Annotated in this window: 20 protein-coding genes and 1 pseudogene; 8 read left to right on the forward strand and 13 right to left on the reverse strand. The window is 61.0% G+C overall.

Features of this window, described 5'->3' with window-relative positions:
- The coding region (locus tag VHX65_16940; GenBank protein HEX4000241.1) for a hypothetical protein at nt 1–435 on the reverse strand (435 nt) is incomplete at its 3' end.
- An 873-nt stretch (nt 436–1,308) separates the two neighbouring features.
- On the opposite strand from VHX65_16940, the gene VHX65_16945 reads away from it, so the two are divergent.
- The 4 genes and pseudogenes from VHX65_16945 to VHX65_16960 all read left to right on the forward strand — a co-directional run bounded on the left by VHX65_16945 (nt 1,309) and on the right by VHX65_16960 (nt 3,325).
- Nucleotides 1,309–1,788 carry a hypothetical protein gene (locus tag VHX65_16945; GenBank protein HEX4000242.1) on the forward strand — a complete coding sequence of 160 codons (480 nt, stop codon included), beginning with the start codon at nt 1,309–1,311 and terminating at the stop codon, nt 1,786–1,788.
- A 375-nt stretch (nt 1,789–2,163) separates the two neighbouring features.
- Nucleotides 2,164–2,409 (forward strand): annotated as a pseudogene (locus tag VHX65_16950) (ISAs1 family transposase).
- 43 nt (nt 2,410–2,452) lie between these two features.
- On the forward strand, nt 2,453–2,758 hold the full coding sequence (locus VHX65_16955; protein HEX4000243.1) for a hypothetical protein: 306 nt from the start codon (nt 2,453–2,455) through the stop codon (nt 2,756–2,758).
- Between the two features lie 24 nt (nt 2,759–2,782).
- A complete protein-coding gene (locus VHX65_16960; protein ID HEX4000244.1) occupies nt 2,783–3,325 on the forward strand; it encodes a type II secretion system protein in 543 nt (180 codons plus the stop codon).
- On the opposite strand, the gene VHX65_16965 is transcribed toward VHX65_16960, so the two are convergent.
- Nucleotides 3,264–5,090, reverse strand: a complete 1,827-nt coding sequence (locus tag VHX65_16965) for a cation:proton antiporter (GenBank protein ID HEX4000245.1) — start codon at nt 5,088–5,090, stop codon at nt 3,264–3,266. The genes VHX65_16960 and VHX65_16965 overlap by 62 nt on opposite strands.
- Before the next feature lie 510 nt (nt 5,091–5,600).
- On the opposite strand from VHX65_16965, the gene VHX65_16970 reads away from it, so the two are divergent.
- Together VHX65_16970 and VHX65_16975 are read left to right on the forward strand one after the other, a co-directional pair.
- Nucleotides 5,601–6,791 (forward strand): glycosyltransferase, encoded by a 1,191-nt coding sequence (locus VHX65_16970; GenBank protein ID HEX4000246.1) that lies wholly within the window; start codon nt 5,601–5,603, stop codon nt 6,789–6,791.
- Entirely contained in the window at nt 6,788–7,645 is an 858-nt protein-coding gene (locus VHX65_16975) for a WecB/TagA/CpsF family glycosyltransferase (GenBank protein HEX4000247.1), read from the forward strand. Before VHX65_16970 ends, VHX65_16975 begins: the two co-directional genes overlap by 4 nt.
- A gap of 15 nt (nt 7,646–7,660) precedes the next feature.
- On the opposite strand, the gene VHX65_16980 is transcribed toward VHX65_16975, so the two are convergent.
- From VHX65_16980 to lepB, 7 genes are all read right to left on the reverse strand, one after another.
- Nucleotides 7,661–8,545 carry a TIGR00730 family Rossman fold protein gene (locus tag VHX65_16980; GenBank protein HEX4000248.1) on the reverse strand — a complete coding sequence of 295 codons (885 nt, stop codon included), beginning with the start codon at nt 8,543–8,545 and terminating at the stop codon, nt 7,661–7,663.
- A 124-nt stretch (nt 8,546–8,669) separates the two neighbouring features.
- The gene (gene metF / locus VHX65_16985; protein HEX4000249.1) at nt 8,670–9,542 is read right to left on the reverse strand and encodes a methylenetetrahydrofolate reductase [NAD(P)H]; all 873 of its coding nucleotides are present in this window, start codon (nt 9,540–9,542) and stop codon (nt 8,670–8,672) included.
- Nucleotides 9,543–10,012: 470 nt separating this feature from the next.
- On the reverse strand, nt 10,013–10,690 hold the full coding sequence (locus tag VHX65_16990; GenBank protein HEX4000250.1) for a sigma-70 family RNA polymerase sigma factor: 678 nt from the start codon (nt 10,688–10,690) through the stop codon (nt 10,013–10,015).
- A 205-nt stretch (nt 10,691–10,895) separates the two neighbouring features.
- Nucleotides 10,896–11,237: a hypothetical protein gene (locus VHX65_16995; GenBank protein ID HEX4000251.1), complete on the reverse strand. Its 342-nt coding sequence runs from the start codon at nt 11,235–11,237 to the stop codon at nt 10,896–10,898.
- A 324-nt stretch (nt 11,238–11,561) separates the two neighbouring features.
- A complete protein-coding gene (locus tag VHX65_17000; protein HEX4000252.1) occupies nt 11,562–12,893 on the reverse strand; it encodes a glucuronate isomerase in 1,332 nt (443 codons plus the stop codon).
- A 389-nt stretch (nt 12,894–13,282) separates the two neighbouring features.
- Nucleotides 13,283–14,005, reverse strand: a complete 723-nt coding sequence (lptB, locus tag VHX65_17005; protein ID HEX4000253.1) for an LPS export ABC transporter ATP-binding protein — start codon at nt 14,003–14,005, stop codon at nt 13,283–13,285.
- Nucleotides 14,006–14,158: 153 nt separating this feature from the next.
- Complete coding sequence (lepB, locus tag VHX65_17010) at nt 14,159–15,925, reverse strand: signal peptidase I (protein ID HEX4000254.1); 1,767 nt, start codon at nt 15,923–15,925, stop codon at nt 14,159–14,161.
- 310 nt (nt 15,926–16,235) lie between these two features.
- Between lepB and VHX65_17015 the strand changes: the two genes are divergently transcribed.
- Together VHX65_17015 and VHX65_17020 are read left to right on the forward strand one after the other, a co-directional pair.
- Nucleotides 16,236–17,852, forward strand: a complete 1,617-nt coding sequence (locus VHX65_17015; protein ID HEX4000255.1) for a hypothetical protein — start codon at nt 16,236–16,238, stop codon at nt 17,850–17,852.
- A 183-nt stretch (nt 17,853–18,035) separates the two neighbouring features.
- Complete coding sequence (locus VHX65_17020) at nt 18,036–19,532, forward strand: hypothetical protein (GenBank protein ID HEX4000256.1); 1,497 nt, start codon at nt 18,036–18,038, stop codon at nt 19,530–19,532.
- A 45-nt stretch (nt 19,533–19,577) separates the two neighbouring features.
- On the opposite strand, the gene VHX65_17025 is transcribed toward VHX65_17020, so the two are convergent.
- The 4 genes from VHX65_17025 to VHX65_17040 form a co-directional block, all read right to left on the reverse strand.
- Entirely contained in the window at nt 19,578–21,143 is a 1,566-nt protein-coding gene (locus VHX65_17025; GenBank protein HEX4000257.1) for a hypothetical protein, read from the reverse strand.
- Between the two features lie 280 nt (nt 21,144–21,423).
- Nucleotides 21,424–21,933 (reverse strand): NYN domain-containing protein, encoded by a 510-nt coding sequence (locus tag VHX65_17030; GenBank protein HEX4000258.1) that lies wholly within the window; start codon nt 21,931–21,933, stop codon nt 21,424–21,426.
- 48 nt (nt 21,934–21,981) lie between these two features.
- Complete coding sequence (locus VHX65_17035) at nt 21,982–23,934, reverse strand: response regulator (protein ID HEX4000259.1); 1,953 nt, start codon at nt 23,932–23,934, stop codon at nt 21,982–21,984.
- A gap of 304 nt (nt 23,935–24,238) precedes the next feature.
- The gene (locus VHX65_17040; protein ID HEX4000260.1) at nt 24,239–25,174 is read right to left on the reverse strand and encodes an ATP-binding protein; all 936 of its coding nucleotides are present in this window, start codon (nt 25,172–25,174) and stop codon (nt 24,239–24,241) included.
- Nucleotides 25,175–25,188 lie beyond the last annotated feature (14 nt).

The raw sequence follows: 25,188 nt of genomic DNA on the forward strand, positions 1-25,188 counted from the left end.
GGAGTCTGGACGCTCCGGTCCGCCGCGGCTCCTTACCCAAGAAAGCAAACCAACTTCATTGCAACAGCCAACCCGAAATCGCCACCGCGACGCCATCGAGCGCTTGCCTGGTGGTGCTGCGCCGCTATCCCCGTCGGACACCAGCCCACAAAACCTCGGAAAACTCGCTTGATTCAGGTTTAGTGCAGCGAGTCGCCGATTCCCCTCCACCACGATTTTGTTGCCATTTTCCTCAATTGCGATCAGCGACTCGTTCGGGTAGAGGCCACCAAAATCCACGACGGATTTAGCCAGTTCGTACACGTCTTCGTGCGCGACCAGATTGGCCACGATGTCCCTCTGCGAAGGAGATTCGACTAGCGCGGGGATTCGAGGGTTCAACGGGTCCAGCTCAAGCGTGGTGATTTTGATCTGGAGTTTTTTCCAACGGCTCAAGTCCATGACATCCTCGCTGGCCGCCTCGCCGGCGAAGGCAAGTTGGCGAAAATCTTACTCCGACTGGCCGACAACAACCCGACCAGTACCCTCAAGATATTGATGAGCGCAGGATGACGAAGGTTCACCGGCCGATGTAGATTGAGGCCTTATTTCCAGATTGGGTGGATTATCGGCACAAATCGCCGTCGGAACAAGATATTATCCAGCCAAGCATGTATTTTCCGTCCCAACTGGCTCCTAACAACCGGACATTGGTCGCCTTGAACGCATCCGACGAAGCGGAAGAGCAGCTATCCCGCGACGAAACCAAGGCGACTATCGCCTTGGAGATTGCCGCCGGCAGGCCGTTCCGGGTATGAATCACCCTTTGCAAATCAGCGTCGAGCAACTCCAAGTCGAGAGATCCAGAGCCATCCGCGTGCAGCGCCCGTGCAGCGCGGAAACCTTGGCAAAAGTCGCAAGGGCAATCGTAATTACCGGTTGCGTCGAATTCGGCGGAAGGTTTAAATCCCGTCGCCACTGCTCGACTTCGGCAGAAAACTTCAGACGCCGTCTGAAGAATCGCGGCTAACGTCACTGAAGCCAACCTGCCTGCGGATCAACCACTGTGTTGAAATCAAGGACAGACGGTTTCCGTCGGCGCGCCGTGTGCCTGTCCGGGAATTCACCGTCGTCCAACACTATCGCGACGGCTCATTTTTGTGCCTTTACAAGCGCGGTCCAGCCGGGGGCAACGGAATTCCGCCAGACCTACTCCCCAACTGATCCGAGATGTAGACTAATTTGCGGGGAGCGTTCGCAACAACGATCAATGGAGGGATCATGCCCGGCAGAATCAATTGGACCGCCATTGGCGCGGTCGGCGGCTTCGTGGTGGCCGTCATCATGTTTAGCCAATGGATCGAAAGCGAAAACAAGGCATCGCCCCAAATCAAATACGTGGGCGAATATTTCAAAGGGATCGACCACTACTTGACGTTTCAAAATCTATCCACGTCCAATGTGGCGATTACCCGCTTTGATTTTCGCATTGACGATGCCCAACAACTCGCGTCGATTGATCGGCGACAACAGGGAATGGAGCACGGCCCGGTCGTTGGGAGTGCCAACCCATGCGATCCCGTGGTATTTGACTATGGGGATTGGACGGCGGACGGTTCGGCTTACGTGTTCACCATCCATCGTGGTTGTAATATCGAGCCAAACCACACCAACGATTTTGCCTTGTCAATTTCGAATCCGACGTTGGCGGGCCGCCACTTCATCGGACGGGTGACGGTGCATTTCGCTGGCAATGGCGAAGAAGGCACCGCCGGCCTAAAGGATGTTCTCGTCAATGTGCGGCGATAGCCCCTCGTCGCTAAATGGGGCTTTGACAGATTGCCGGCTTATCAAGAGGCGCGATCCCGTCACACCGATTGCATTTCAGCGAGCGACAAAATCGCCTTGCGAATCGCCCCCGGCAAGCTGCCCCAAGCAACCATGACCCGTTGCAAATCGGCGTCCCGAGCGATAAATTGGCAGCGTGCGCCGGATTTTGCACCACTGTTTTGCGAAAACGGCGTTTTCCCCGAGGAATTCGACGATTGTTCGACTCCCCGTGGTATCTTAGCGATAAAGTTTCTCGGTCTGAGTGCCGGCCTTCCATCGCACGACCGCTTCAATGCCATCCTTCCGGCCATCAAGCCAGTTTGCGCCGTGCCCAGTGATTTGCCCGACCGCGGCCGCTGGACCAAGTTGACGGCAATCGGCATGGTCATCCGCGATACGCTTCGCGGCGGCAAGGAGGCGCCGGAAATTCGGTACTCCATTTTGAGCAAGATGATGTCGGCGCTTCGCTTCGCCGTAGCGGTGCGTGGACATTGGGGAATCGAAAACCGTTTGCATTGGCAACTCGATGTCACCTTCGGCGAAGACCAGTCGCGTATCCGCCGCGGCCACGCTGACGCGAACTTCAGCATTCTGCGGCGCACGGCATTGGGCCTGGTCAAAAACAACATCCAAAAAGCTCGCCGTGAAGAACAAACGCCTCACCGCCGCGTGGAACGAAGATTACCTGCTGGAAGTCCTGGCCGGCCCGCGCTGTCGTCAGCCGGAAATCGCTGAATTTCTTTCGCCTGACCCAAAGAATTCTCCGCGAACGGTGGAAATCCTGCAGCGGCATTCGGCAATCAGTCAAACCCGCTTCGGCAGGGCCGGCGCTGCCGACTGCGCTGGCCAGTGGCACACGGGTGAACCGGGGCGACCAAAGGCATGGCCCGAAGTTACGAAAACCAAACGCGAAGAAACTCGATCGCCGCCGATCAATCCGATTTTGTGAACGTTTTGTGAGCGGAAAACCATCATGCCGGCCCGCACGCATTTACCGTCGCGCATTGGTTTCACGTTGGTCGAATTGCTGGTCGTGATTTCGATTATCGGGGTGTTGATTGGCCTGTTGCTGCCGGCGGTGCAGCAATCACGCGAGGCGGGGCTGACGCAGTGCGCCAACAATGAAAAGCAACTCATGTTGGCCGTACAGATTTGCGCCGACGGCGCGAGCGGGCGGCTGCCGCCGTCGAATTTCTTCAAGGTCGTCAATCTGGCGAGCGGCAACCTGGCCGAGGGAAGCGCATTCTTTGCCCTCTTGCCGTTTTACGATGAAGTGAATCTATATAAGGCGCTAATCGTCGATATTCCTCAGCCCGGCTATTTGGGCGCCGAATTCACACCGCTGTCGATGCACATTTGCCCCTCCGATCCGACGATCAACGGCGGCATTGGGAGCGTCGCGCCGAACCCGCTCAGGACACGTGGGAACCCCTCAATTTTGCGTGAACCGGCGATTAGCTCGTCGGCTCCGGTTCGCAACGTGGAGCGATTGCTTTCGCGGCCACGCCGACACTGATCACTGTGTCGCCGGGCTGCGGTTTCGGCGGATCGACGATCGTCAGTGGAATCACTTCCCCGGCCTGATTCACGACCAGCATTGGCACCAGTTCATCGCCGTGGAGCTTGGTGAATTCGTCGAAGTCGAATTCCTTGGTCAGATGTGTCGCCCGGCCAATGGGATCGTCTCCGAATCGCTCCGCCAAGTGCAAATAGGTCAGTCCGTCGCCGAACAGAAGCCGGCCGCGCTGATCGAGCGACACTGCCTCACGACGGCCTTGCACCGATTGCGCGAACGGTAATTGAAACACGCCGCGGCGGCCAAATATCTCGATGAAACGCAGGCAAGCGAGCGAATTGACCTCGTCGTTTTCGGTGAGCGCAAGCAAATGGCCGAGATTGCCGAAATCGATCTGGTTGATCGTGTGCTCGGCCAGAATACTTCCAAAAAAGGTTTGCAGGCCGGCCTGCCGGGCGGCGGAAATATTGGCCCAATCGGAATCGACCAATAAGGCCGGGATTCCGTCGCTTTGCAGCGTTTGAGCCATCGCCCGCGCGAGCGGATTGGCGCCGACCAGAAGCACGCCCTGCGGATTCGGTTCGGCAAGTTTGAGCAGCTTTGCCAGCGGCGCCGCGCTCAAGCCGTATAGCAGCACTGTGCCAATGATTACAAAAAACGTGATGGGAACCATGCGGTCGGCCTGCGGAAAACCGGCTGCGTTCAATTCGAGCGCAAACACCGACACCACCGATGCTGCGACAATCCCCCGCGGCGCCATGGCCGAAAGAAACAGCCGCTCGCGCCAGCTGAGCCCCGATCGGACCGTCGACACGAACACGGCCGCGGGCCGCGCGACGAGAATCAGCACGGCCAGAAAAGCAACACTGCGAAGACCGACACCGCGCAAATCGGCGATGCGCAATCGGGCAGCGAGAATCAAAAACAAGCACGACACGAGCAACAAGCTCAAATTCTCTTTGAATTCGACGAGATGTTTGATCGTCACGTGCTTCTGATTGGCCAACCCAATGCCCATCACCGTGACGGCCAGCAATCCGGCTTCCGGCTGCAAAAGGTTCGCGAGCGTGAAGACTGCAAAAAGCGCGGCGAGCGCCACGGGATTTTGCAACGAGTCAGGCACCCAGTAACGCCTGAGCGGAATCAGAAATGCCAGCGTTGCTCCGGCGCCGAGCCCGCCGCCAATCAATGCCGTAAGCAAGAATCCCTTCAGTAGAGCACCGGCGGCCTCGCTAACACCCCCGGCCCGCACCGCGGCAAAGATCAACACGGCGAGCATTGCCCCGATCGGGTCGATCGCGATCCCTTCCCATTTGAGAATCGAACCCGCTTGGCCCCCCAATCGCAAATGGCGCAACAGCGGGCCAATGACTGTCGGGCCGGTGACGACGAGAATCGCGCCCAAAACGGCGGCCAACGGCCACGGCAATGCAAGCAGGTAATGGGCGCTGAGGATCGTGATCGTCCCTGTAGCCAACACGCCAACGGTCATCAGCCGCAACACCACGCCGCCGACCGTCCGCAGTTCGCGGAGCTTCAGCGACAGGCCCCCCTCGAACAATATCACCGCCACGGAGAGCGATACGACTGGCAACAACAGTTGGCCCAACAATCGGTCCGGCTGCAAAAAGCCAGTCAATGGGCCCGCAATTATTCCCAAGCCCAGCAAGAGCAGAATTGACGGTACGCGCAACCGCCATGCCGACCATTGGGCAACCACCCCAAGAACGATAATGCAGGCAAGTTGAAGTAGCGAATTATGCATGCGGCGATGTTTCCTGGCGAAAATTTCGCGGCCTTCGCAATGCATTGCTAGTGCCGTGGGCCGCAAAAAAGGGCAGTTCAACTCATTGGCACTCAAAATGCTGTATAACTCGTCGGACTTCTTTCAACGGAGGAAACAGACCATGCAACGCAATACGTCCGATCATCTGCCAACAGAACGCCACGATATCCGTAGCGAATGCCAACGCATCCGAGCCCACTGGACGCAATCGGAACGAGAGCGCAGAGCCGGTTTGGCGGCAATTCGACAGTTCGCACTCTGGGAAAGCATTTCCCAGGGGCCACGGATCGTCACGACCGACCGACGGCCCCAGGCGGCTTTTCACTAGGGGACAAGTTAGCCCCGACTGCACTTTTTCGCCCGACACCGCGAGCCCCTCGCCACACCGCTTAACAGCGGGGCTCGCTTGCGGTTTCGGGCGTTTTTTCTTTCTCGCTCCGCTGCCCCGTCGCACGCTGTTTGCTGATTTTGCGACCTACACTTGAGGTGATGTCGCACTCGCTGCTGAACCACGCGATTGAATCCTATTCGAGCGCCCAGCCGTGGGCCGACGCTTTCGCTCCGCGCGCTCCCGTTGCGCGGGTTCGGGTGCTGCATCTGATCAACGGCGAGCATTATGCCGGCGCAGAGCGCGTTCAAGATCTGCTCGCGCTGCGGCTGCCGGAGTTTGGAGTCGATCCGGAATTGGCTTGCCTGAAGCCGGGCCGGTTTCCAATCTTGCGGCGATCGCAATTCACGCCGCTGCATGAAATGCCGATGCGCGGACGGTTCGATCTTCGCCCGGCCAGACGCTTGGCCCAGCTTTTGCGCGACGAAGGGTTCGATCTGCTGCACACGCACACTCCACGTGCGGCGCTGGTGGGCCATTTGGCCGCCCGGCTTTCCGGAGTGCCCATGGTGCATCATGTTCACGGCCAAACGGCGACGGAAGTCCGCCGCCGCTGGTGGACCGGGCTGATGGCTCGGGTCGAGCGCATGTGCGTGGCGCGGGCGGCGGCCGTGATTGCCGTGTCGCCAAGCGCCGCCCGATACATCGCTTCCCACGGCGTCGCCGAATCGCGGTTGCACGTGGTGCCGAACGGTGTGCCGTCGCACGACACGCTGTCGGACCGGCCGTTGCCCAGTGGAGAATGGACCCTCGGCACGATCGCGCTGTTTCGGCCGCGAAAGGGATTGGAAACGGTGCTACATGCGATCGGCTTGCTGCGCCGCCGGGGCTTTGCAGTGCGGCTGCGAGCCGTGGGGTCGTTCGAAACGCTCGAATACCGAGATGAAGTGCTGCGCTACGCGACCGAGTTGGACGTCGCAGCTGATGTCGATTGGCTCGGCTTCCAATCGGATATCGATCGGCAATTGGCGAAGATGGATCTGCTGGTATTTCCGAGCGTGTTGGCCGAGGGGCTGCCGATGGTGCCGCTCGAGGCGATGGCGGCGGGAGTGCCGATCGTTGCCAGCCGCGTCGACGGCGTGACAGATTTAGTGCGCGATGGGATCGAAGGTTTGTTGTGTCGCCCCGGCGATGCCGAGGATCTGGCCGATGCCGTGGCCCGGTTCGTCCGCGGCGAATCCGATTGGCATGTGATGCGGCAGCGGGCCTATCGCCGACAGAAAGATGATTTTTCCGACCGCGCGATGGCCGCGACGATCGCCCAGCTTTATCACGACGTGATCCGAGCATGAACGATTGCCTTGCCAGCGCGAGCGAGCATTCCCACGGCGCGGTCGCGGAAGCCGACGCGCCGCCGCGGCGCGTGCGGCTGTTTGGGGTGAAAATCGATCCGCTCTACATGACCGACGCGATCGATCGGCTTTTGATGTGGGCCCGCGACTGCGATCGCCGCTGCCGCTACGTTGTGACGCCGAATGCCGATCACGTCGTGCTGGTGCAGGAGCACGAAGGACTGCAACAGGCGTACGCGGATGCCGATCTCGTGCTGGTCGATGGCATGCCGGTGCTGCTGGCGGCGAAGCTCTTGCGGCGGGGCATCCCGGAACGGGTGGCCGGCAGCGATTTGGTGCCGGCGTTGTTTAGCGCCGCTTCGCTCCGATTCTCGGCTAAGAGCGAAACGGTCTCCACGGAAGCGTTGCGGATATATTTGCTCGGAGCGGCGCCGGGAGTGGCGGAGCGCGCGGCGGCCAATATCGAACGACGGTGGTCAGGAGTTCACGTCGTCGGCTGTCATAGCCCCGGCATTGGATTCGAAAAGCGGCCTGAAGAAAATGCCGCTATTCTTAGCCGTGTTGCGGCTGCGGAGCCCGACGTGTTGATCGTCGGGCTGGGGGCGCCCAAGCAGGAACTATGGGTGCACGCCCATCGTGATCGGATCGCCGCGCCGGTGGCCCTCTGCGTCGGCGCGACGATCGACTTTCTGGCGGGAGAACGGAAGCGGGCTCCGCGCTGGATGCGGCGAATCGGCCTCGAATGGCTGCACCGCATGGCCAGCGAACCGCGCCGTCTGGCAACGCGCTATTGCCGCGACGCCGTGCGCTTGCCTGGCCTCGTGCTGCGCGAATGGGCGGCTGGGCGCGAGTGAGGTAGCGCGACCTGTCTAACCTGTCGGCGGCGGGTCGATCGTGGGGCGCACCGCGGCGGGGGGCGGTTCGGCGTGAAAGCTGAGAATCTTGCCCCACGCTTCCTCCGGCGTGTCCGCATATGAAAAAAGTTGCAAATCGGCGTCGGAGATCGTTCCTTCGTCGGCTAGAAAATTGAAATCGATCACGCGCTCCCAATAAGCCCGCCCGAACAGGATGATCGGAATGGCTTGCATGCGGCGGGTCTGGCGGAGCGTCAGAGCGTCGAACATCTCGTCGAGTGTGCCGAATCCGCCCGGAAATGCCACCAGCGCTTTCGCCCGCAACAGGAAGTGCATCTTCCGCAGGGCGAAATAGTGGAACTGGAAGCACAAGTTGGGCGTGACATACGGGTTCGGCGCCTGCTCGTGCGGCAAACTGATATTGAGTCCGATCGATCTCGCATCGACATCGAAAGCGCCGCGGTTGGCCGCTTCCATGATTCCCGGTCCGCCGCCGGTGACGATGACGTAGTCGCAAAGGCCGTCGATCTGGCAACTGGTCGAGACGATTCGAGCAAACTCGCGAGCGGCATCGTAGTAGTTCGACTTGGCCAAGAGCCGTTCGCTGCGCACGATTTCTCGCTCCAACTCCGCATCGCCGGAGCTGGCCGCGGCCGCGGCCCGAGCGCGAGCAGCGCGTTCTTCGGCCCGCTCGCGCTCGACGACTTGAGTGCTGCCGTAAACGACGATCGTCGATCGCACCTGCTCCGATTCCAGCAGCAATTCCGGCTTGAGCAATTCCAACTGCATCCGCACCGGCCGCAGCTCCGGCCGGGCCAAGAGTTCGATGTCGTCTTGTGCCAGTCGATAGCTCGACGAGCGAAGAATCGCCGCCTGATTTTCCGCAGGATCGATCGTCATTGAAAACGAACACCAAGGTGCTTCCGGTGGATGACGTGGGGTTGCGATTTCTAGGGCAGTGTGCTCTCTCCGGCGCCGCACTGCCAGACGCGCCAGCAGCGGTACCCAAAGGGCCGCCTCTTCCTCAACTGCCGCTGATTCCGACGGCTTGCAAAACGCGGACGGCAGCCGGCGACTGGTTCAGGACGTAGAAATGCAAACCAGGCACGTCGGCGTCGAGCAATTCTCGCACTTGCCGGGTCGCGAACTCGACGCCCACTTCGAACTGTTCGTCATCGCTTGTGGCCGCTTCCAGCGCCGCCAAGAATTTCTTGGGAAGCTGGGCTCCGCAAAGCGAAGCGATACGGCGGATTTGCGCGAAATTCGTCACCGGCAAGATACCCGGCACAATCGGCGCCACGATCCCAAGCCGCCGGCAGCGATCGCGAAACCGAAGCAGGTCGGCATTGTCGTAAAACAATTGCGTGATCACCACCGAGGCGCCGGCATCGACTTTTCGCTTGAGATTTTCGAGATCGGCTTCGGAACTCGCGGCTTCCTGATGCGTTTCCGGATAGCCGGCCACGGCAATTCCAAATTCTGGAAACTCGCGGCGAATCATGGCGACCAGCTCGCTGGCATAGCAAAATCCGCCGGCAACAGCGCAAAACGCCGCGTCGCCCTTTGGCGGATCGCCGCGCAAGGCAACGATGTTTTCAACCCTCTTTCCATGGGCCTCGCTCAGATACGATCGCAACTGCTCGACCGTCGAGCCAACGCACGTCAGATGCGAGGCGACGGTGCAACCGTAGCGGCGGCGCACTTCGGCGACGATTTCGAGCGTTTTGTGCCGTGTCGAGCCGCCGGCACCGTAGGTGCAGGTGACAAAGCTTGGAGCGAACGCCATCAACTCGTCGAGATGGCGAAACAAGGTCGCGTCGCCGGCCGGCGTCTTGGGCGGATACAACTCGAACGACAGCCCGAATCGGCCATCGCCATACGCCTCATGAACTTGCATATCCGCCTCGTTCTCGCCGCTGGTGTGAATTCGGATGTTGTAGCACGAACGGCCGCTCGCATGCCACTGGCGCCCCTCGTCATCGTCTCCGGCGGGTCTGCCACTGGCAAGCGAAGTCTGCCAGTGCGGCCCGGCGAGTTGACGTGACTGTTCGGCGCGGGGAGCAGCCAAAACGATTGGCTCACCGCGGAACCAAGGGAGGATCGCCGCGTCTTGTGCGCAGCCACTGGCCGACTGTGCTGGCCAGTGGCATACGGCACCCCCTCCGCCGCGGAGCGGCGGTCGAGTGGCCCGCGACTCCGTCGCGGATGCGGCTAAACGACGCTCGCACGAGAAAAAATCGCTCCACCAAAAAGATAGCCCCTGGCTTCGGCGTCGGGCTCGCTTCCCGGCCCGTCGGCCGGAGAAACAAGGGCTCGCGCGTCCACCAGGGGCGGCGGGGGCAACCTGCTATTTCCATCCGCTGAGGTTCACGGCCCCATCTCGGCCAACTCCTGGGCCAGCCGCTTCCGAGCCACGTGCAGCCGGCGCTTGATCGTTCCCACCGGGGAGGCGAAATCGTCGCTCATCTGCACTAGTGACCGGCCGTTCATGTAGAACGCCACCAGCGTCTGCCGATCGAGCGCACCTAGGCGATCCAGCCCGGCCCGCACCTGCGACTCAGCTTCCGAAGCCAGCACGTTGCCCAGCGGCGTGCGGTGCTCGACGCACGAAGCTTCGAGCGATTCCGGCTCGGCCGACAATCGCGGACCGCGGCGAATGGCCCGGTTGATCGCCATGCGGTTGGCGATCGACCGCAACCAGCCGCCGAACGCCGCCGGCTCGCGCAATTGCGCGAGCTTCTCGAGCGCCTGCACGAACACCTCCTGGCAAAGTTCTTGCGCCTCGGCGTGGTTATTCAACCGGCGCAGCGCGATCGCGTAGACGGCCCGCTCGTAGCGTTCCATCAATTCGCCGAGTGCCTCGCGGTCGCCCGCTTGGGCCCGGCGCACGGTCGCCACGAGCGGCGTTTCCTCGGCCGACGACTCGAGCGGCAGAACGTCGGCCTGTAGCCCGCCGGTCGAATCTGCTTCGAGCAAAGCGGTAGCGCACGAGCCGCACTCGCCGGCGTATCCCAAAGGCTCTTCGATTTCTTCCAAGACGTTCATGATTCTCTCCAAGTTCGTCAGGCTCGAAAGCCGGACCTACAAGACATGCCGGGGCGAACTGAGGGGCACGCGTGATGGGCGAGGCGGCTTAGCTTCGGCTCATGCCAAACGCCAGATCGCCGTCAAAGGCGAACGGGTCGGCAAGGCGTCGGCCGGGCCGGCGTCGCGTCGGATCGCTTATCGAGTTTCCGCTTTCTGAAGCGGCTTACCCGAGGCTTACCGGCGCTAGGCCGCGTACGACCTGCGCGGGCCGTACGAGCCACGCCTGCGTATTCGCCGGCCGACATGTGGTCGCCGGTTGATACGCATAAGTGGCCGGCTGCACGCGTTCGGCTTTCGCCAGAAACGCTGAGCCGAGCAGCGCCAGTCGCTTTATCGAACCAATGTTCGAGCGACTCGCCGGCGATGCGGAGCCATGCCGCGCATGAAATAGATGGCAGAACATCCGCATCGCGCAACGGTCAGCAGCCAACACGACATCGGCGGCGGCTTTGCTAATCGCAAAGGCACAACGGCGAATCGCGGCGGTGATGATACGTTGACGCATGGCAGACTCCTGCGCGCAAGCGCGGTTGGAGAGAACAAAAACCCCAGACAATCATAGTTGCCGCAAGGAGACCATTCCTTCGCGGCCGGGAAAAAATCCCGCGAGCCATTTCAAAGCTCGCACGCCGACTGCCCCCTGTCAAGGCAAGACAGACCGACAAAACTAAGAGAATTGATCGGCCGAAAGGTTCGCGCGCGGCCGGGAAATTTTTTGGATTGCACTGCGAAACGCGCGAAACCGCAAGCGAGCTACAGTCCGTAACACGATTTCACACAAGCAGTTAGGCGGAAGCACGCTTGTGGTTTCGCGCGTCTGCCTGACTGCTCACCCCGCCTCCCCCGCCCCATAAAACACCCGTTCCACATTCCCCCGCAACACCTGCCGCCCTAAATCGACTGCCCGTTCTTCGCTCCAACCGCGATCGACGACAAACCGTTCCGCTAGCACTTTCGCCAGCAGCCGCTTGTACATCGCGAATTTCGGGAGCGCGAATTCCAGCTTGTACATATCGCTATAGTAGCCGACTTGCTTCGTCGCGGGCACGGCTTCGAGCCGGGCCGAAAGATCATGCTCGACAAACGTCGGCGTGTTGGAATACCACCAATGCCCGTTGGTGACGACATTGGGAAAGATCCAAGCGTAGCTGGTGAGCTCCTGATTGGTGACGCTCGCCAGAACCGAGATGGGAAACGTGACTCGCGGAAATGCGTTGAATAGCTGCTTGTATTGGATCAGCGACACGCGGCTGTCGTAAAGATCGCGGCCTTGATGCACGCCCCCTTCATAAACGCCGCGATTCACTCCGATCATCAAATCGAAGGGCAGGTGGAATTCCTGGCAATACTCGGCCAGTGTCCAGAAAACGAAATAGGTCACGACGGTGGTCGCATACCCAGGAATGAACGGCACGCGCCGCTCGCCGGTCGAATGCCACACGGCTTGCACGGCCTTCGGCAACGGCGGGATCGTCGCATTTTTTTCGCCGAAGGGGTTGAGCGCGATGAAGTCCGGCGGCAAGGAGATCGCGCACGCTCGCGCGCCGTTTTTGACAAAATGCTCGAACAGCCGCCCGATTGCGTCGCGGAGGGATTTCTCGTCGGTGACCGCAACTCCGCTCGCCCGCTCCAATCGCTCGCGCACCGCCGGTTTGTCGAGGTGAAACACCAGATCGTCGGTCCGCAGACAGGGGACGTACGTTTTCGTGTCGAAACCGGTCAACGGATCGTCGAAATCGTTCGTCAGAAACACGGCTTCGATTTTGCTTTTTTGCAAAACCTCTTGCGGCCAGTTGGGCGCATCCATCCGCCGCGCGGCTTCGTCGTACAGCGGTTCCCAGTTGGCCGGCGTGAGCCGATCCCCCTGGAAGCCGAAAAGCGATTGGGCCAACTCGATGAGCCAACTGTATTGGATCGTGTTTTCCAGCGGCGCAAGCCCTTCGACCAACCGGCCGAACCGCTCCTTGGGATCCGAGCCCGGCCGTTCGACTTCACTCCGCGACACGCCGGCGGAATGGATCAACTCGGTGTAGTAGTGATAGCCGAGGATATCGGTCAAGGTTCGCCCGGCCGGCTGATGCGGATCGATATGCGTATGCGGATCGATGAGCACGATCGCATCGAGGGCGTCGAAAAGTCGTTGGCGAAGCTGGAAAGACATGAATGGCGGCTCTCAGATGCCCAGGGAACGCGTCAGCATCTTTTCCCTAGCCCACGCCTTTCAGGCGTGGGTTCGCGAGACAAAAACAAAACCATTTAGCCCGCTTCAGCGGGCCTTACCGTCGGCTTTAGCCAAATCAAATCGCGGTTACCAAGAACCCACGATTGTAACTGCGCACACGGCCAAAGCCATCGATCGACAAAAGCCCCTGAAGGGGCCTGACGATATTTTTGGCTGGGGTCGCGAACCCGCGCCTGAAGGCGTGCGCTACGCAAACGACGATCGCACGCGGGAAGGCGTGGCCACGCAGAAGTTAAGCAGCCCACAAAAAACCGATCCGCGTCGCGAGGTCCAATACGTCGAACTGAAAGCCCGCCCTTTCGCCACGTTCAATCTGGGCCTTCGCCGAAGTAGTATTTGCGGGCGTCAGGATTGTTAAGCACCTCTTCGGCCGAGCCGTGGCAGAGCACTTTGCCCGCGAGGATTACGTAGCTGCGATCGGTGATCGCCAGCGTTTCGCGCTCGCGGTGGTCGGTGATCAAAATGGCGATGCCGTTTTCGCGCAGGCCGCGAATGATTTTTTGAATCTCGTTGATCGTCACCGGGTCGATGCCGGTAAAGGGTTCGTCGAGCAAAATGATTTTGGGGTTCGACACCAGCGAACGGGCCAATTCGAGCCGCCGCTTCTCGCCGCCGGAGATGAGCATCGCCGTCGATTTGCGAATGTGCGTGATGCCGAAACGGACCATCAGCTCTTCGCACCTTTGCCGCCGCTCGGCGGCACCCATGCCGAGCATTTCCATCACGGCCAGCAGATTATGCTCGACCGAAAGCTTGCGAAACACGCTTACGTCTTGCGGGAGATATCCCATTCCGCCGTCGCGGGCGCGGCGGTACATGGGCCAATTGGTCACGTCGATGCCGTTCAGCGTGACCTTGCCGGCATTGGGCTCGATCATGCCGCAGGCCATGCGGAAGCTGGTGGTCTTGCCCGCCCCGTTCGGACCAAGAAGGCCGACGACTTCTCCGGGCTCGACATTGAAATTGACGCCATCGACGACCCGCCGCCGCCCGTAGATCTTCACCAATCCTTCGACTTGCAAAATCGGCATCGCCCATCCTCCGTGACGACCATCGAATCAAGCGGCGACACCAGGCGTCGCCCGACGCGCGAAACCGCAAGCGAGCCACAAACCGAAATGACGTTGAAGCTCGCTTGCAGTTTCGCGCGTCCGTCCTGTGGCCTCAAGCCTTCAGCCTGTCGCCTACCGCACAAACCCCATTCGGCTGAAATTGGGCCAGTAGGGAAATGGAACTTCATGGCCGAATATCGACACGCGGTCGAAGGAATGCGGCCAATAAATCACCAGCGCCTTGCCGATCAACAGCCGCCGATCGACGAAATGCAGCGGCGACCAAAACCGGCCGTCCTGGCTAAGCCGGGTGTTGTCGCCGAGCGTGAAAAACTGGTTGTCGCCGAGAAAGAAATACTGATCGTATTCGCGAACGTCGGCCCCGGCCTGCCGCAGCTTGTCGATGCCCTCGGGCGGAAAGCAACTCCAGGGATGAACATCGGTCGGCCATCCCTGGGGCGCCTGATCATCGCGAAATCGACCTGTGTCGTAGGTGTAAAAAATGTCGCGCAGGATGCGGAAGTGATTGATTTGCAGCGGCGCGCCCATCGAGCCAATGGCCGCCGGCGAGCCGACCGATGCATTGCCCGGCGCCACGTCGCTCCAAACGGCCGGCGGATCGAATTCGACCTTTTTGTCGTCGACCAGAAGCGTAATCTGATGGTCGACATTCGCAAACAGAATTTGGTGGCTGCCGGTGCGCGAAATGCCGCCGGTTGCCGCTCGCGGCGGCGTCTTTTGATTCCAGCCGGGAATTTCCATCTCCGCGCTGCCTGCCGCCAGGTCGAGCAGGCAACGGAACGGCTGGCCTTGCTTGATCAACTCCAATGCCAGCTTGCCCTGAGTCTGCTGCACGTCGACTTGAAACTCGATCGCCAAATCGTCGACCGGGCTTGGATTGCCGAGTTGATCGCGAAACGGCGTATCGTAGGGATTGCTGTCGGTGATCGGTTGCGGCTGCGGATACTGCTCGCCCGACGGGGCTATAAACGACAGCTTCTGGCCGTGTTGAAAACGGCTCCAATCCTGCTCGTTGGGAACATAGTGGTAATAACGCAGCCATGCCTCGGCGGGCGCGCCGCTCGGCAGTTTGCCGGCCGTGATGAATGCCGTGGGGCCATACCGTTCCTTGGAGTTGCTCGCCACGGCGGTCCATGCTGCCGCGTCGCGCCCTTCGCCTTGCAGCGCCGCAGGCCAACCTTTTTCAACGAACGGCCGAAACGCATGGTCGTCGTCGAACACCATTTGCAACATCGATCGCAATTTGCCCGGGCTGCGCGGCTGATAGACAAACGTTTTGCCGTTGTCGTGGCTGACGGCGATATCCCCGTCGCGGATCCGCACCAAGTCGTTTGGCAAGCCGACGAGTCGCTTGATGTAATTTGTCTTGGCGTCTTCCGGATATTTGAACACGATCACATCCCATCGCGCCGGCGGGCTGAAATCGTAGACAAATTTGCTGACCAAGATGCGATCGCCGTTGTAGTAGACGTAGCTCGCCCGCTCCGACGGGTTCATATGTGCGAAATCGAGCGTGTATCCGCAATTCGGGCAAACGCATGTGTTGGCCAGATCGGCGTCGCGAGCAGCAGGCACGGCCCGGCTCGGGTCTTCTTCATCGTCGTGCGGAGCGCCGACGCGGTATTCGAATCCGCATTTCGGACAGGCGATGTCCAAATGCTTGCCCATCAGCGTCGGGGCCATCGAGCCGGTGGGAATGACAAATGCCTCGGCTTCGAACGTGCGGAACAAGAACGCCAGCATGAACGCGATGGCGATCGATTCGATCGTTTCCCGCAACGTGCGCGACCAGCCCGGCGTTTGCGGTATGCCGCTGACCTCGGCCCGACCTGCCACAGGGCGGCCGGCGGAACCGGTTTTATGTTTTGGCGGATTCATCCGATATTTTCCTGATTCCTCTCGCGGCATCGCAACATCTTGACCTCATAGCGGGCGGCGGGCCTGCTTCGATTAATCATAACCTATCCAATAAACTGCCGGAACTTGAAAACGGGGGTCCGGCAGTTCGGCAGTTCGGCCTTGCTGGGGCGTCGGGCTCCCTCGGAACGCGGCATTGCCGCATTGCCTCTTGCGGCAGATGGCGGTTGATCGATAGTGCCCGCGGGCCGTACAATCAGGAATCGGCCCATTCGGCCACTCTGCGGCGGATGCTCCACGACACTCTTTTCAAGCGGCGGATAAGTGGCGTATGTCGAACGGCTTTGACGCCTATCACAAGTGGCTCTCGATTCCACCGCACGATCAGCCGCCCAACCATTATCGGTTGCTGGGGCTGGGAATGTTCGAGAGCGATCCGGATGTGATCGCCGCCGCCGCCGACCGGCAGATGGCCCATGTGCAAACGTATAAGACTGGGCCGCATTCCCAACTGTCGCAAAAGCTGCTGAACGAGATTTCTGCGGCCAAGCTCTGTCTGCTTCGATCGCCGAAGAAAACCGCTTACGACGAACAGCTTCGCGCGCAACTGCGCATGCAACCGAGTGCGGACGTTCCGGGCTTCGCAGCAATGGGCGGCATGCATGCGCCCTCGCTATCGAATTCGCCGCCGTCGCTCACGCCGCCGGCGGGAATGCCTTCGGTCGCGGCCTCGGCGATGGCGGGTGCTCGCGGCGGCGCACGGCACGCGACGCCGTTTCCGGGATATTCGGCTGGACAGATTGGGCCACCGCCTCCGGCCCTGCCGCCGCCGGTGGCCGAAGCACCGCGGCAATTGTTGGGCACGACGACCATTCTCATTGCCGCCGGCGCGATTGCGGTTCTATTGCTGATTGGAATTGTGGTCGTTCTTAGCAATCGCGACGCTCACGGCCCCACAATCGATAAGACGACGGCCGAAAAAACCACTTCTGGATCCGACTCGGAAGCGTCCGGTGTTCGCGGAAACACTTCAAACGGAGATGGCGTTCGTCGGACGGCAAGCAGTTCGTCATCGGTCGCGCAGTCGGCGGCGGTGGTGAGCCCGCCGACGAATCCAGCGCACAATGTGCCGCCGAAAAAGGGGTCGAATCTTGCAACACGGGGTCCGGGTCAATCGCCGTCGTCTTTGACGGGGCCGCCGCCGGCGGGCACCTCGAAAACTCCGGCAGGCCAAGGCATGTCGGCAATTGGTTTTCCTGCAAAGCCGCCCGATACCGCAACGAACGGGGTACCGAATTCGACGCCGTCCGTGCAATCACGAACCCCTGGCGACCAGGTTGCCGCCACGCTTCCGCCCGGTAAGCCGCCGCTCGGCCCGGGCCCAGGACCGGCCAATCGGCCTCCGAAATTGCCGCCGGTCGATCCCGCGCTCGCCGGCAGGGCACCGCTGCCAGGTGCGGCCGCGATCGCCGACGCCGAGAAGCGGCTCGGGCCGCCGGCAGGAATTTCGCCGGCCGACCTACTGGACCAGGCGCACAAGGCCTTCGAAGGAGCTGACATCTACGTGCTATTGCGGCGAGCGCTCGATAGCGCCGTGAAGCAGGGCGATGCCGCGACGGCTATTTCCGCGGTGGATGAACTTGCCAGACGTTTTGCCGTGAATTCTCTGGAAGTGCGCACGCAGGCACTCGACAACCTGCGGGCCCACGTTACGACACCGGAGGCGTGGGACGCGCTGGCCAACGCGGCTTCCGGCATGATCGACGATGCCATTGCCGCCGCACAGCCCGACGCAGCCGCGCATCTGGCCGAAGTGAGCCTGACCTCGGCCCGAAAGTCGGCCGACCTCGACACGGTTCGAAAGGTCACCTTGCAAATCCTCCACCTGCGCACCGGCGCACCTGGGCCCACCCCAGCGAAATCGCAGCCGACAACATCGAGCCTTTGAGCGGTCCTGTTTCACAAACACGAAGGATTCGGCCGCCGCTTGATTCCAATGCAGGTCTCGTGTGCCACTGGCAAGCGCTGTGTGCCCGTGGCGGCGGCATGTGGCAATTCAACATCGGCAGACTGGGCTTGCCAGTGGCACACGAACCACGAACCACGAACCACGAACCACGAACCACGAACCGTGCCGCATTCGCGCCCAAAACTCGTTCTCCTCGCCGCTTCGTTCCTCATGGCGATTGGCTCGCCTATTGCACCCGCTCGCGCGGCCGACGATACGGCTCCGCCGCCGGCGCTAGCCGAACCGCCCGACGAAGTCGCTCAAGCCAACGCAGCCAAACTGATCCATGATCTGTATGGCACGCAAATCGATTCCGCAAAAACGGCCTTTGCCAAAGACGAGCTCGCCAAGAAACTGTTGCAGCAAGGCATCGACAGCAAAGCGGATCCGGCCGGCCAGTTCGTGCTGCTCAAAATGGCCCGCGATTTGGCCCTCAGTGTGGGCGATGCGGTAGTAGCGCTCCGCTCCGTGGACGAAACGGCGCAAGCCTTCCGGCTCGATGCGCTCGCACTGCGGCAAGAAGCGCTCTCCGGGCTGGCTAAGACGGCGACCAATCCGCAGCAAAGCCGTGCGTTGGCCGATGCCGATTGGAGCGCGCTCGACGATGCGATCGCGGCCGACAACTTCGAAGTGGCGAAGCTGCTTGCGGCCCAAGGACTCGCGGCGGCGAAACGGGCCAAAGACAACGACGTGCTCCGCCAGTGGACGGCCCGGGGCAAGGAGATCGAGGGAATCGAATCGGCCTACGAGACAGTACGCCCCGCCGCCACGAAGCTCGAGCAAAAGCCGCTCGATCCGGCCGCCAACGCGACCGTCGGGCGGTATATCGTGTTTACCAAAGGCGATTGGGACACGGGTCTGCCGATGATCGCGCTCGGGGCGGAATCGCCGCTGCAAGTGTTGGCGGTGGCCGAAATGTCGCCCCCCGCCGAGCCCGAAGCACAGCTCAAATTGGCCGACGGCTGGTGGGACTTGGCCGACGGCACGGCTGACGCCGGCGAAAAAGAACGGCTGCAAGGCCGAGCCCTTTTTTGGTACGGCACGGCGCTGCCGAATCTCTCCGGCTTGCCGAAGGCGAAAGTCGAAAAACGGCTGCAGGATATCACCGGCAAGGCGTTCACACGCGTGCAAGCGGCGATGCGGGCCAATAAAGTGATGTTTACGCCGGCCGTCGGGCCGACCAACCGCGGCGCACCGTTCATCGATCGGCCGGATGAAGGGGGCCTGCTCGTCGGCTTCGAGATCGGCCTGGGCAACACCAACGACGGCAGCCAATACATCCGGACGATCCGCCCAATTTTTCTGACCAGCCACGGCGAAATCCAAGGCTCGATGCACGGCATGCCGCGCGGCGACGCGGTCACGGTGCGGGCTCGCGAGGGCTTCGCCGTCGGCGGCCTGACGCTCAAGGCCTCGAATCGCATCGACGGCCTGTCGGTGACGTTCATGCAAATCCAGGGCATCGGCTTGAATCCGCGCGATGCCTATGTCAGCGACTGGTACGGCAGCCGCACCAGCGCGATCAGCAAGCGCATCGGCGGCAGCGGCTCGCCCATGATCGGCATCGGCGGCAAGTCCGACAATTCGCTGCAAGAAATCGCGCTGCTGCAGACGAAGTGAATTGCCGGCTCGACTTGGCTCCGGGGTGCGATCCTTGCCGGCCGGCTATTTCACTTTGAATTGCATCGTCGATTGGCCGACTCGATTGGTCTGAGTGTCTTCGATCGTCAGTTGCAGCGTGTAGGATCCGGCCGCGATTTGTTTGGGAATCCAGATGTGGTAGAGGATGAAAAAGTCGCGGCGGGCATTGGCACAAAAGTCGTCGGAGGCGGGAAACTCTTGCTCCGTCATCCGACTGCCGTGCGAGTCGAGAATTTCGTAGGTCCCTTTCACGGCCGTGTGATAGCCGCGATCGGTCGAAGCCGCCTTGAGATTTTCCAACTCGCAATAGATAAGGGCCTCTTCCCCCGCGGTGAATTCATAGTTCGGAAATTTGGTGTACACGCCGAAACTAGTGACTTCCTTGCAGAAGGCCAAATTCCGCACCACCGGGGTGGCCAGATCGCCGAGTTGCGCCGCCGCCTCGCGCAGGTGTAGCGTTGCCTCGGTCGCGCGGCGTTCGAGATCGGGCTGCTTCGTGGAATCGCGCAGTGTCGCCAGGCCATACAGCTCCTTGGTCCAAAATTGCTGCTGCTCGGGCGTCATGCCGGAGATTGGGCGAAGCGCGTCGTCGCGTCGGCCGGCCGCCAAATATAGGATTCGCAAATTGATCTGCCGATCGATGTCGGCCGAAGTGGTTCCGCCGCTGGCGTTCTGGCTTTCAAGTTCGAGAATCGCCGAAGTCAATTGCGTTTGCCATGCCTCGGGCGCTGCCGTGGACGATGCCGCCGCGACAATTGCTGCCGGCGGCGTTGAATGCGTTTCCGGCGCCGTGCCGATCTTGGCGGCGGTCGCTGCGGGTTTGTCGGCGACCGACTTCGCGCTTGCAGCCAATTTAGCCGCGGTTGCCGCGGCGGCAGTTGTTGCCGCTCGGACATCGGCCGCGCGTTGCGTTGCCGAGTCCGGCGATTCCGTTGATTTCTTCGTAGAAAGAATCGCCGGAGAATGATCGCCGGATGCCGTAGCGCTCGCGGCGATTTGCGTTAGGGCGGAAGTGAGCAGCGCTGCGGATGCAGGCGGTTCGGATTTTGCCGCCTGCGCTTCCGCCGCCATCTGCTTGCGATATGCGAGCACCGTTTTGAACTGGCGAACCATCTGTGGCCAGAGCTTCGGATCGCACTGCCGCAGATTTTCCAACAGCGCTCGCTGTGCTTCGGGATCGAGCGCGCCGAGGGCCTGCACTTCGTCCAACAGCGCCGTGAGCTGTTGCGGATCGGCGCCATTTGCCGTAATGGCCGCGGAATTCGGCGGAGCGATCGTGGGCGCCGACGTGGTTGTCGGTTGCGGCGCGGCGTTGGCATAAGCCGCTATGATTGGCTGCGGTGGCGATTGCGGGGTGGGAGCGGCCGGCGGCGGCGCTGGTGTTGGTATCAGAACCGCCGCTGCCACATCTCCGGACGGCGCCCGTGTCGTCGGCGAAATCTTCTCGCCGCTAGCCTTCGTGATTTCCTGATCATCTTGCACGCCGACGGCTGTAAATGCGAACGGATTGGCGCAGCCGGCGCACCAAACGATCATTGCGCCGGCGATGATCGCGGCGCAAGCGCCGGCGGACGTGGAGCGGCTTGACATCATAGACGCGCGCGTCGTCGATCAACGACGAACTTTCCGACAGGCTGCGAATGCTAGGCAAAAAGAGGGGCGAATCGTAAGCGATTCGGCGGTCCGAAGCAAGGCCGAGCGGAAGGTGCTAGCTGCCATTTGAAGGCAGTGCGTACGGGTGATTGCTTGCGTGCCACTGGCTCTGCCAGTGTCCGAAATCGTCGGTAATTCCTACACTGGCGGAGCCAGCGGCACACGCTATGAGCCACCGTATGAGTCCGAAGGTCGCTTGCGGTTTTGCGCGTCGTCGCTATTCGTCGCCGCCGAACTGCTTTAGCCAGAACTCGACTTCGCCCGGCGAAAGCGGACCTTCCGGTTTGATGCTATCGTTCGGCCGCGGCTCGTGGCGCGATTGCCGGTCGCGGAGCAATTGGGCCAGCCAGCGTTCACTATCCACTGCCGTGGCCCGGCGGCGATTGGCCGCCTTGTGAAGCCGATGGTCGCTCGAAACCACGGTTAGCCGTCGCGGCGCCGAATCTTGAAGGATCAGTTCTTCGATCAGGCTGTCGGCATCGGAATCGCGCGAGGCGAAGTAGACCGTCAGCCCTTTATGCTCGAACATGCGTGACAGGCCATAGGGCGCTTCCGACGCATCGAACACGACGGCCGTGCGCCGCAGTTCCTCGGCCGGTAGCGATTCGGCGATTAGATTCAACAGGGCACTGCGGGCCCGTTCCAAGCCGCCGGGGCCGCGGCGGTTCGGCGGCCCAAAAATCGCGCTGGCGTGCAACAGGTTATAGCCATCGATCAATAAGGCCATGGCGATCTCACGTCTGGAGCGTTGCGATCGCCAAAGCGGCGCGGCAGTTCAGCCGGTTCGCCCGACAAGCGTCGCGATGACGGCGGTTAGTTCGCTCGGATCGACCGGCTTGGAAACGTGCACCTGGAATCCGGCGAGCATCGCTCGGCGGCGGTCCTCAATGCGGGCGAAGGCCGTCAGCGCGACGGCCGGGAGCCGCTGAAACGTGTATCCGCGCGATCGCACCTCGCGGATCAGATCATACCCGTCGAGGGCAGGCATCCCAATATCGCTTACCAAAACGTTGGGTTTGAATTCGTCGAGTTTTCCGAGTGCTTGCTTCACACCCTCGGCATCGGCCACCTCGGCGCCGCAATCGGAGAGCACGCGGCGAAAGAGCGCGCGGGTGTCGGGATCATCGTCGACGACGAGTACCTTTATTCCGTTGAGATTGGTCGAAAACACCGGGGACGTGCTGCTGGTAGAGAGGGACCCGGCGGCAAGCGGCGCAGCGGAGCGCGTCTGAATGGCGGCCACGGGCAATTCGACCGTAAACGTCGCTCCTTTGCCCTCGCCTTCGCTTGCGGCGACGACGGTGCCGCCGTGCATTTCCACCAGATGTTTCACGATCGCCAGTCCCAGCCCCAGCCCGCCATGCCGCCGCGTGGTGCTGGCGTCGCCTTGTTGGAAGCGTTTGAAAAGGTTCGGCAACAGGTCGGCGGAAATCCCCTCGCCGTTGTCGCGCACCGTGATGCGGACATTGGAATTAATTCGCTGGAGTTCGATGTGAATCCGCCCACCTTTCGGCGTGAACTTGACGGCATTGGTCATCAGATTCCAGATCACTTGCTGCAATCGGGCCGGGTCGCCGCGAACGGGGCCCGCCTCCGGATCGATCGAGAGGTCGACGGAAATGTTTTTTGCTTCCGCTGCCTGATGCACGGCGTTCAGGGCCGATTCGATCATTTTCGCCGGGTCGATGGCTTCGATTTCCAGCCGCAGCTTGCCGGATGAAATTCGCGATACATCGAGCAAATCGGCGATGAGCTGGGTTTGGGCCTTCGCGTTGCGGTCGATGGCTGCGAGGCCTTCGATCAGCTCTTCGGGAGTCGGATCGCCGCGCTGCAACACTTGCGACCAGCCGACGATCGCACTGAGCGGGGTGCGCAGTTCGTGCGACAGCGTGGCGAGGAAGTCGTCTTTCATGCGATTGGCTCGCTCGGCCTCGCTGCGGGCGGCCCGCTCGCTGGCGAGCAATTGCCGTCGCTCTTCTTCCGCATGGAACCGCTCGGTCACATCCGTAACGATCGCCAGATAAACGTCGGGCTCGGAATAGCGCGACATGCTCCATTCCAAATGAACCGCTTCTTGTTGGGGCCGATCGAGCGGAAATGCGCCCTTCCACGAGCTGCCGCCGGCAAGCTTCTGGCGAATTTCGGACGATTTTTCGAGGATCGCGGTGGGCATCAGCGACGCATCTTGCCCGTCGAGAAGCAATTCGCGCGAGCGGCCCATGAGTTGGCACATGGCCGGATTGACGTCTTGAAAAATCCAATCCTTGCTCACGAGCGCGATGCCGCTGACGGCGTTGTCGAACACGGCCCGGAATTTCGCTTCGCTATCGCGGAGCTCTTCCTCAGCTTGGCGCGTGCGCAAGAATGCGTTGACCGTGGCTATCAGCACCGGCGGCTCGACAGGATGCGTCAGATAGCCATCGGCACCCACCTCGAGCCCGTGCACTTTATCGACATCCTTGACGAACGTGGCGGAGAGATGGATCACCGGGATGCGGGCAGTCGATTGATTCGCCCGGATTTGCCGGCAGACCTCGAAGCCATCGACATCGGGCAGATTGACATCGAGCACGACGATTTGTGCGTTCTTGGCCAGTTCGATGCCTCGCCGGCCAGTGGCGGCTTCAGCCACTTCGAATCCGGCCGAGCGCAGGATGCGGGAAGTGGAATAGAGCGTGGCAGGATTATCGTCGACCACGACGACGGTAATCGACTGCTTGCCTTTCATCGACAATCCTCCGTTACGGTCCCGGCGACCCATTGGATCGCGGCATTCGCTCCCGTGGCAGCTTGGGCTGCAAGAAATCAAGTCGGCGTCGAGGGCCTCCCTCGCTAACGCTTCGGGCTAGTATGCCACACTCGGACCGGATCACCAGGCCCGAAGTGTTGGCGAAGGATAGCGCCGGGGCATTTCATTACGTAATTAGTATCCTTCGGATCGGCCGAAAAGTAACTTCCGCTTTTCGAACCCCTCACCCTGCCCTCTCCCGCAAGGGAGAGGGGTCCGTGAAGAAGTCATTTTTGGCCGAGCCTTAGGTATTGGCGCGCTGCTGCGGCTCCTCAGTCGTTCCCTTAGTCGTTGGTTGCTCTGCGGAAAACGCCAGCGGCAAGATGATGGAAAACGTGGAGCCGACTCCTGGCTCGCTTTTCACTTCGATCGTGCCGTTCAACAACTGCGCCAATTTCTTGCTCAGCGACAAGCCCAAGCCCGTGCCGCGGAATCGCTTTTGGATCGGCGAATCGACTTGCACGAAATCGTCGAAGATTGCGGACTGGTGTTCGAGGGCAATTCCGATGCCGGTGTCGGCGACCGCAAACACGACTGTCTCATCGGCACCCCGTTTTGCGGTGACTCGGACTTCTCCCTGCGGCGTGAATTTCAACGCGTTGGAAATGAAGTTGCGCAGGATTTGCGACAATTTCTTGTCGTCAGTATACACGCGGGGCAATCCGACCGGCTCTTCGAAAACCAGCGAAACGGCATCGGAAGTGAGCACGGGTCGAAACATGCCGCGCAATGCAGAAAACAGATCGACCAAATCGAACCAGGCGGGCGAAATCGTAATTCGCCCCGCTTCGATTTTGGCCAGATCGAGCAGGTCGCCGACCATTTCCGTCAACTCAAGGGCCGAGGTTTGAATAAACCCGACCTGTTTTTCCTGCTCCGGCGTGAGCGGGCCGTCCATGCGGTCGAGCAAGATCCGCGCGATGCTGCGAATCGAGCCCAGCGGCGTGCGAAACTCGTGGCTCATATACGACAGGAAGCGGCTTTTCAGTTCCGACGCTTGCCGTAGTCGCTCCGCCTGGTCGTCGAGTTCGGAATACAGTGCGACCACCCCTTTATTCGTTTCTGCAAGTTCTTCGCGAAGGCTCGCGATCTCCGCACCGCGCACGCGGAGTTCATCGAGATGCTTCGCGTGCGCCTCGCGAAGCTGGGCCAGTTCTTGATCAGGAGCGTCTTGAAACATCGCTATCCGTTCCA

This window comes from Pirellulales bacterium (assembly GCA_036267355.1).
Lineage (GTDB): Bacteria > Planctomycetota > Planctomycetia > Pirellulales > DATAWG01 > DATAWG01.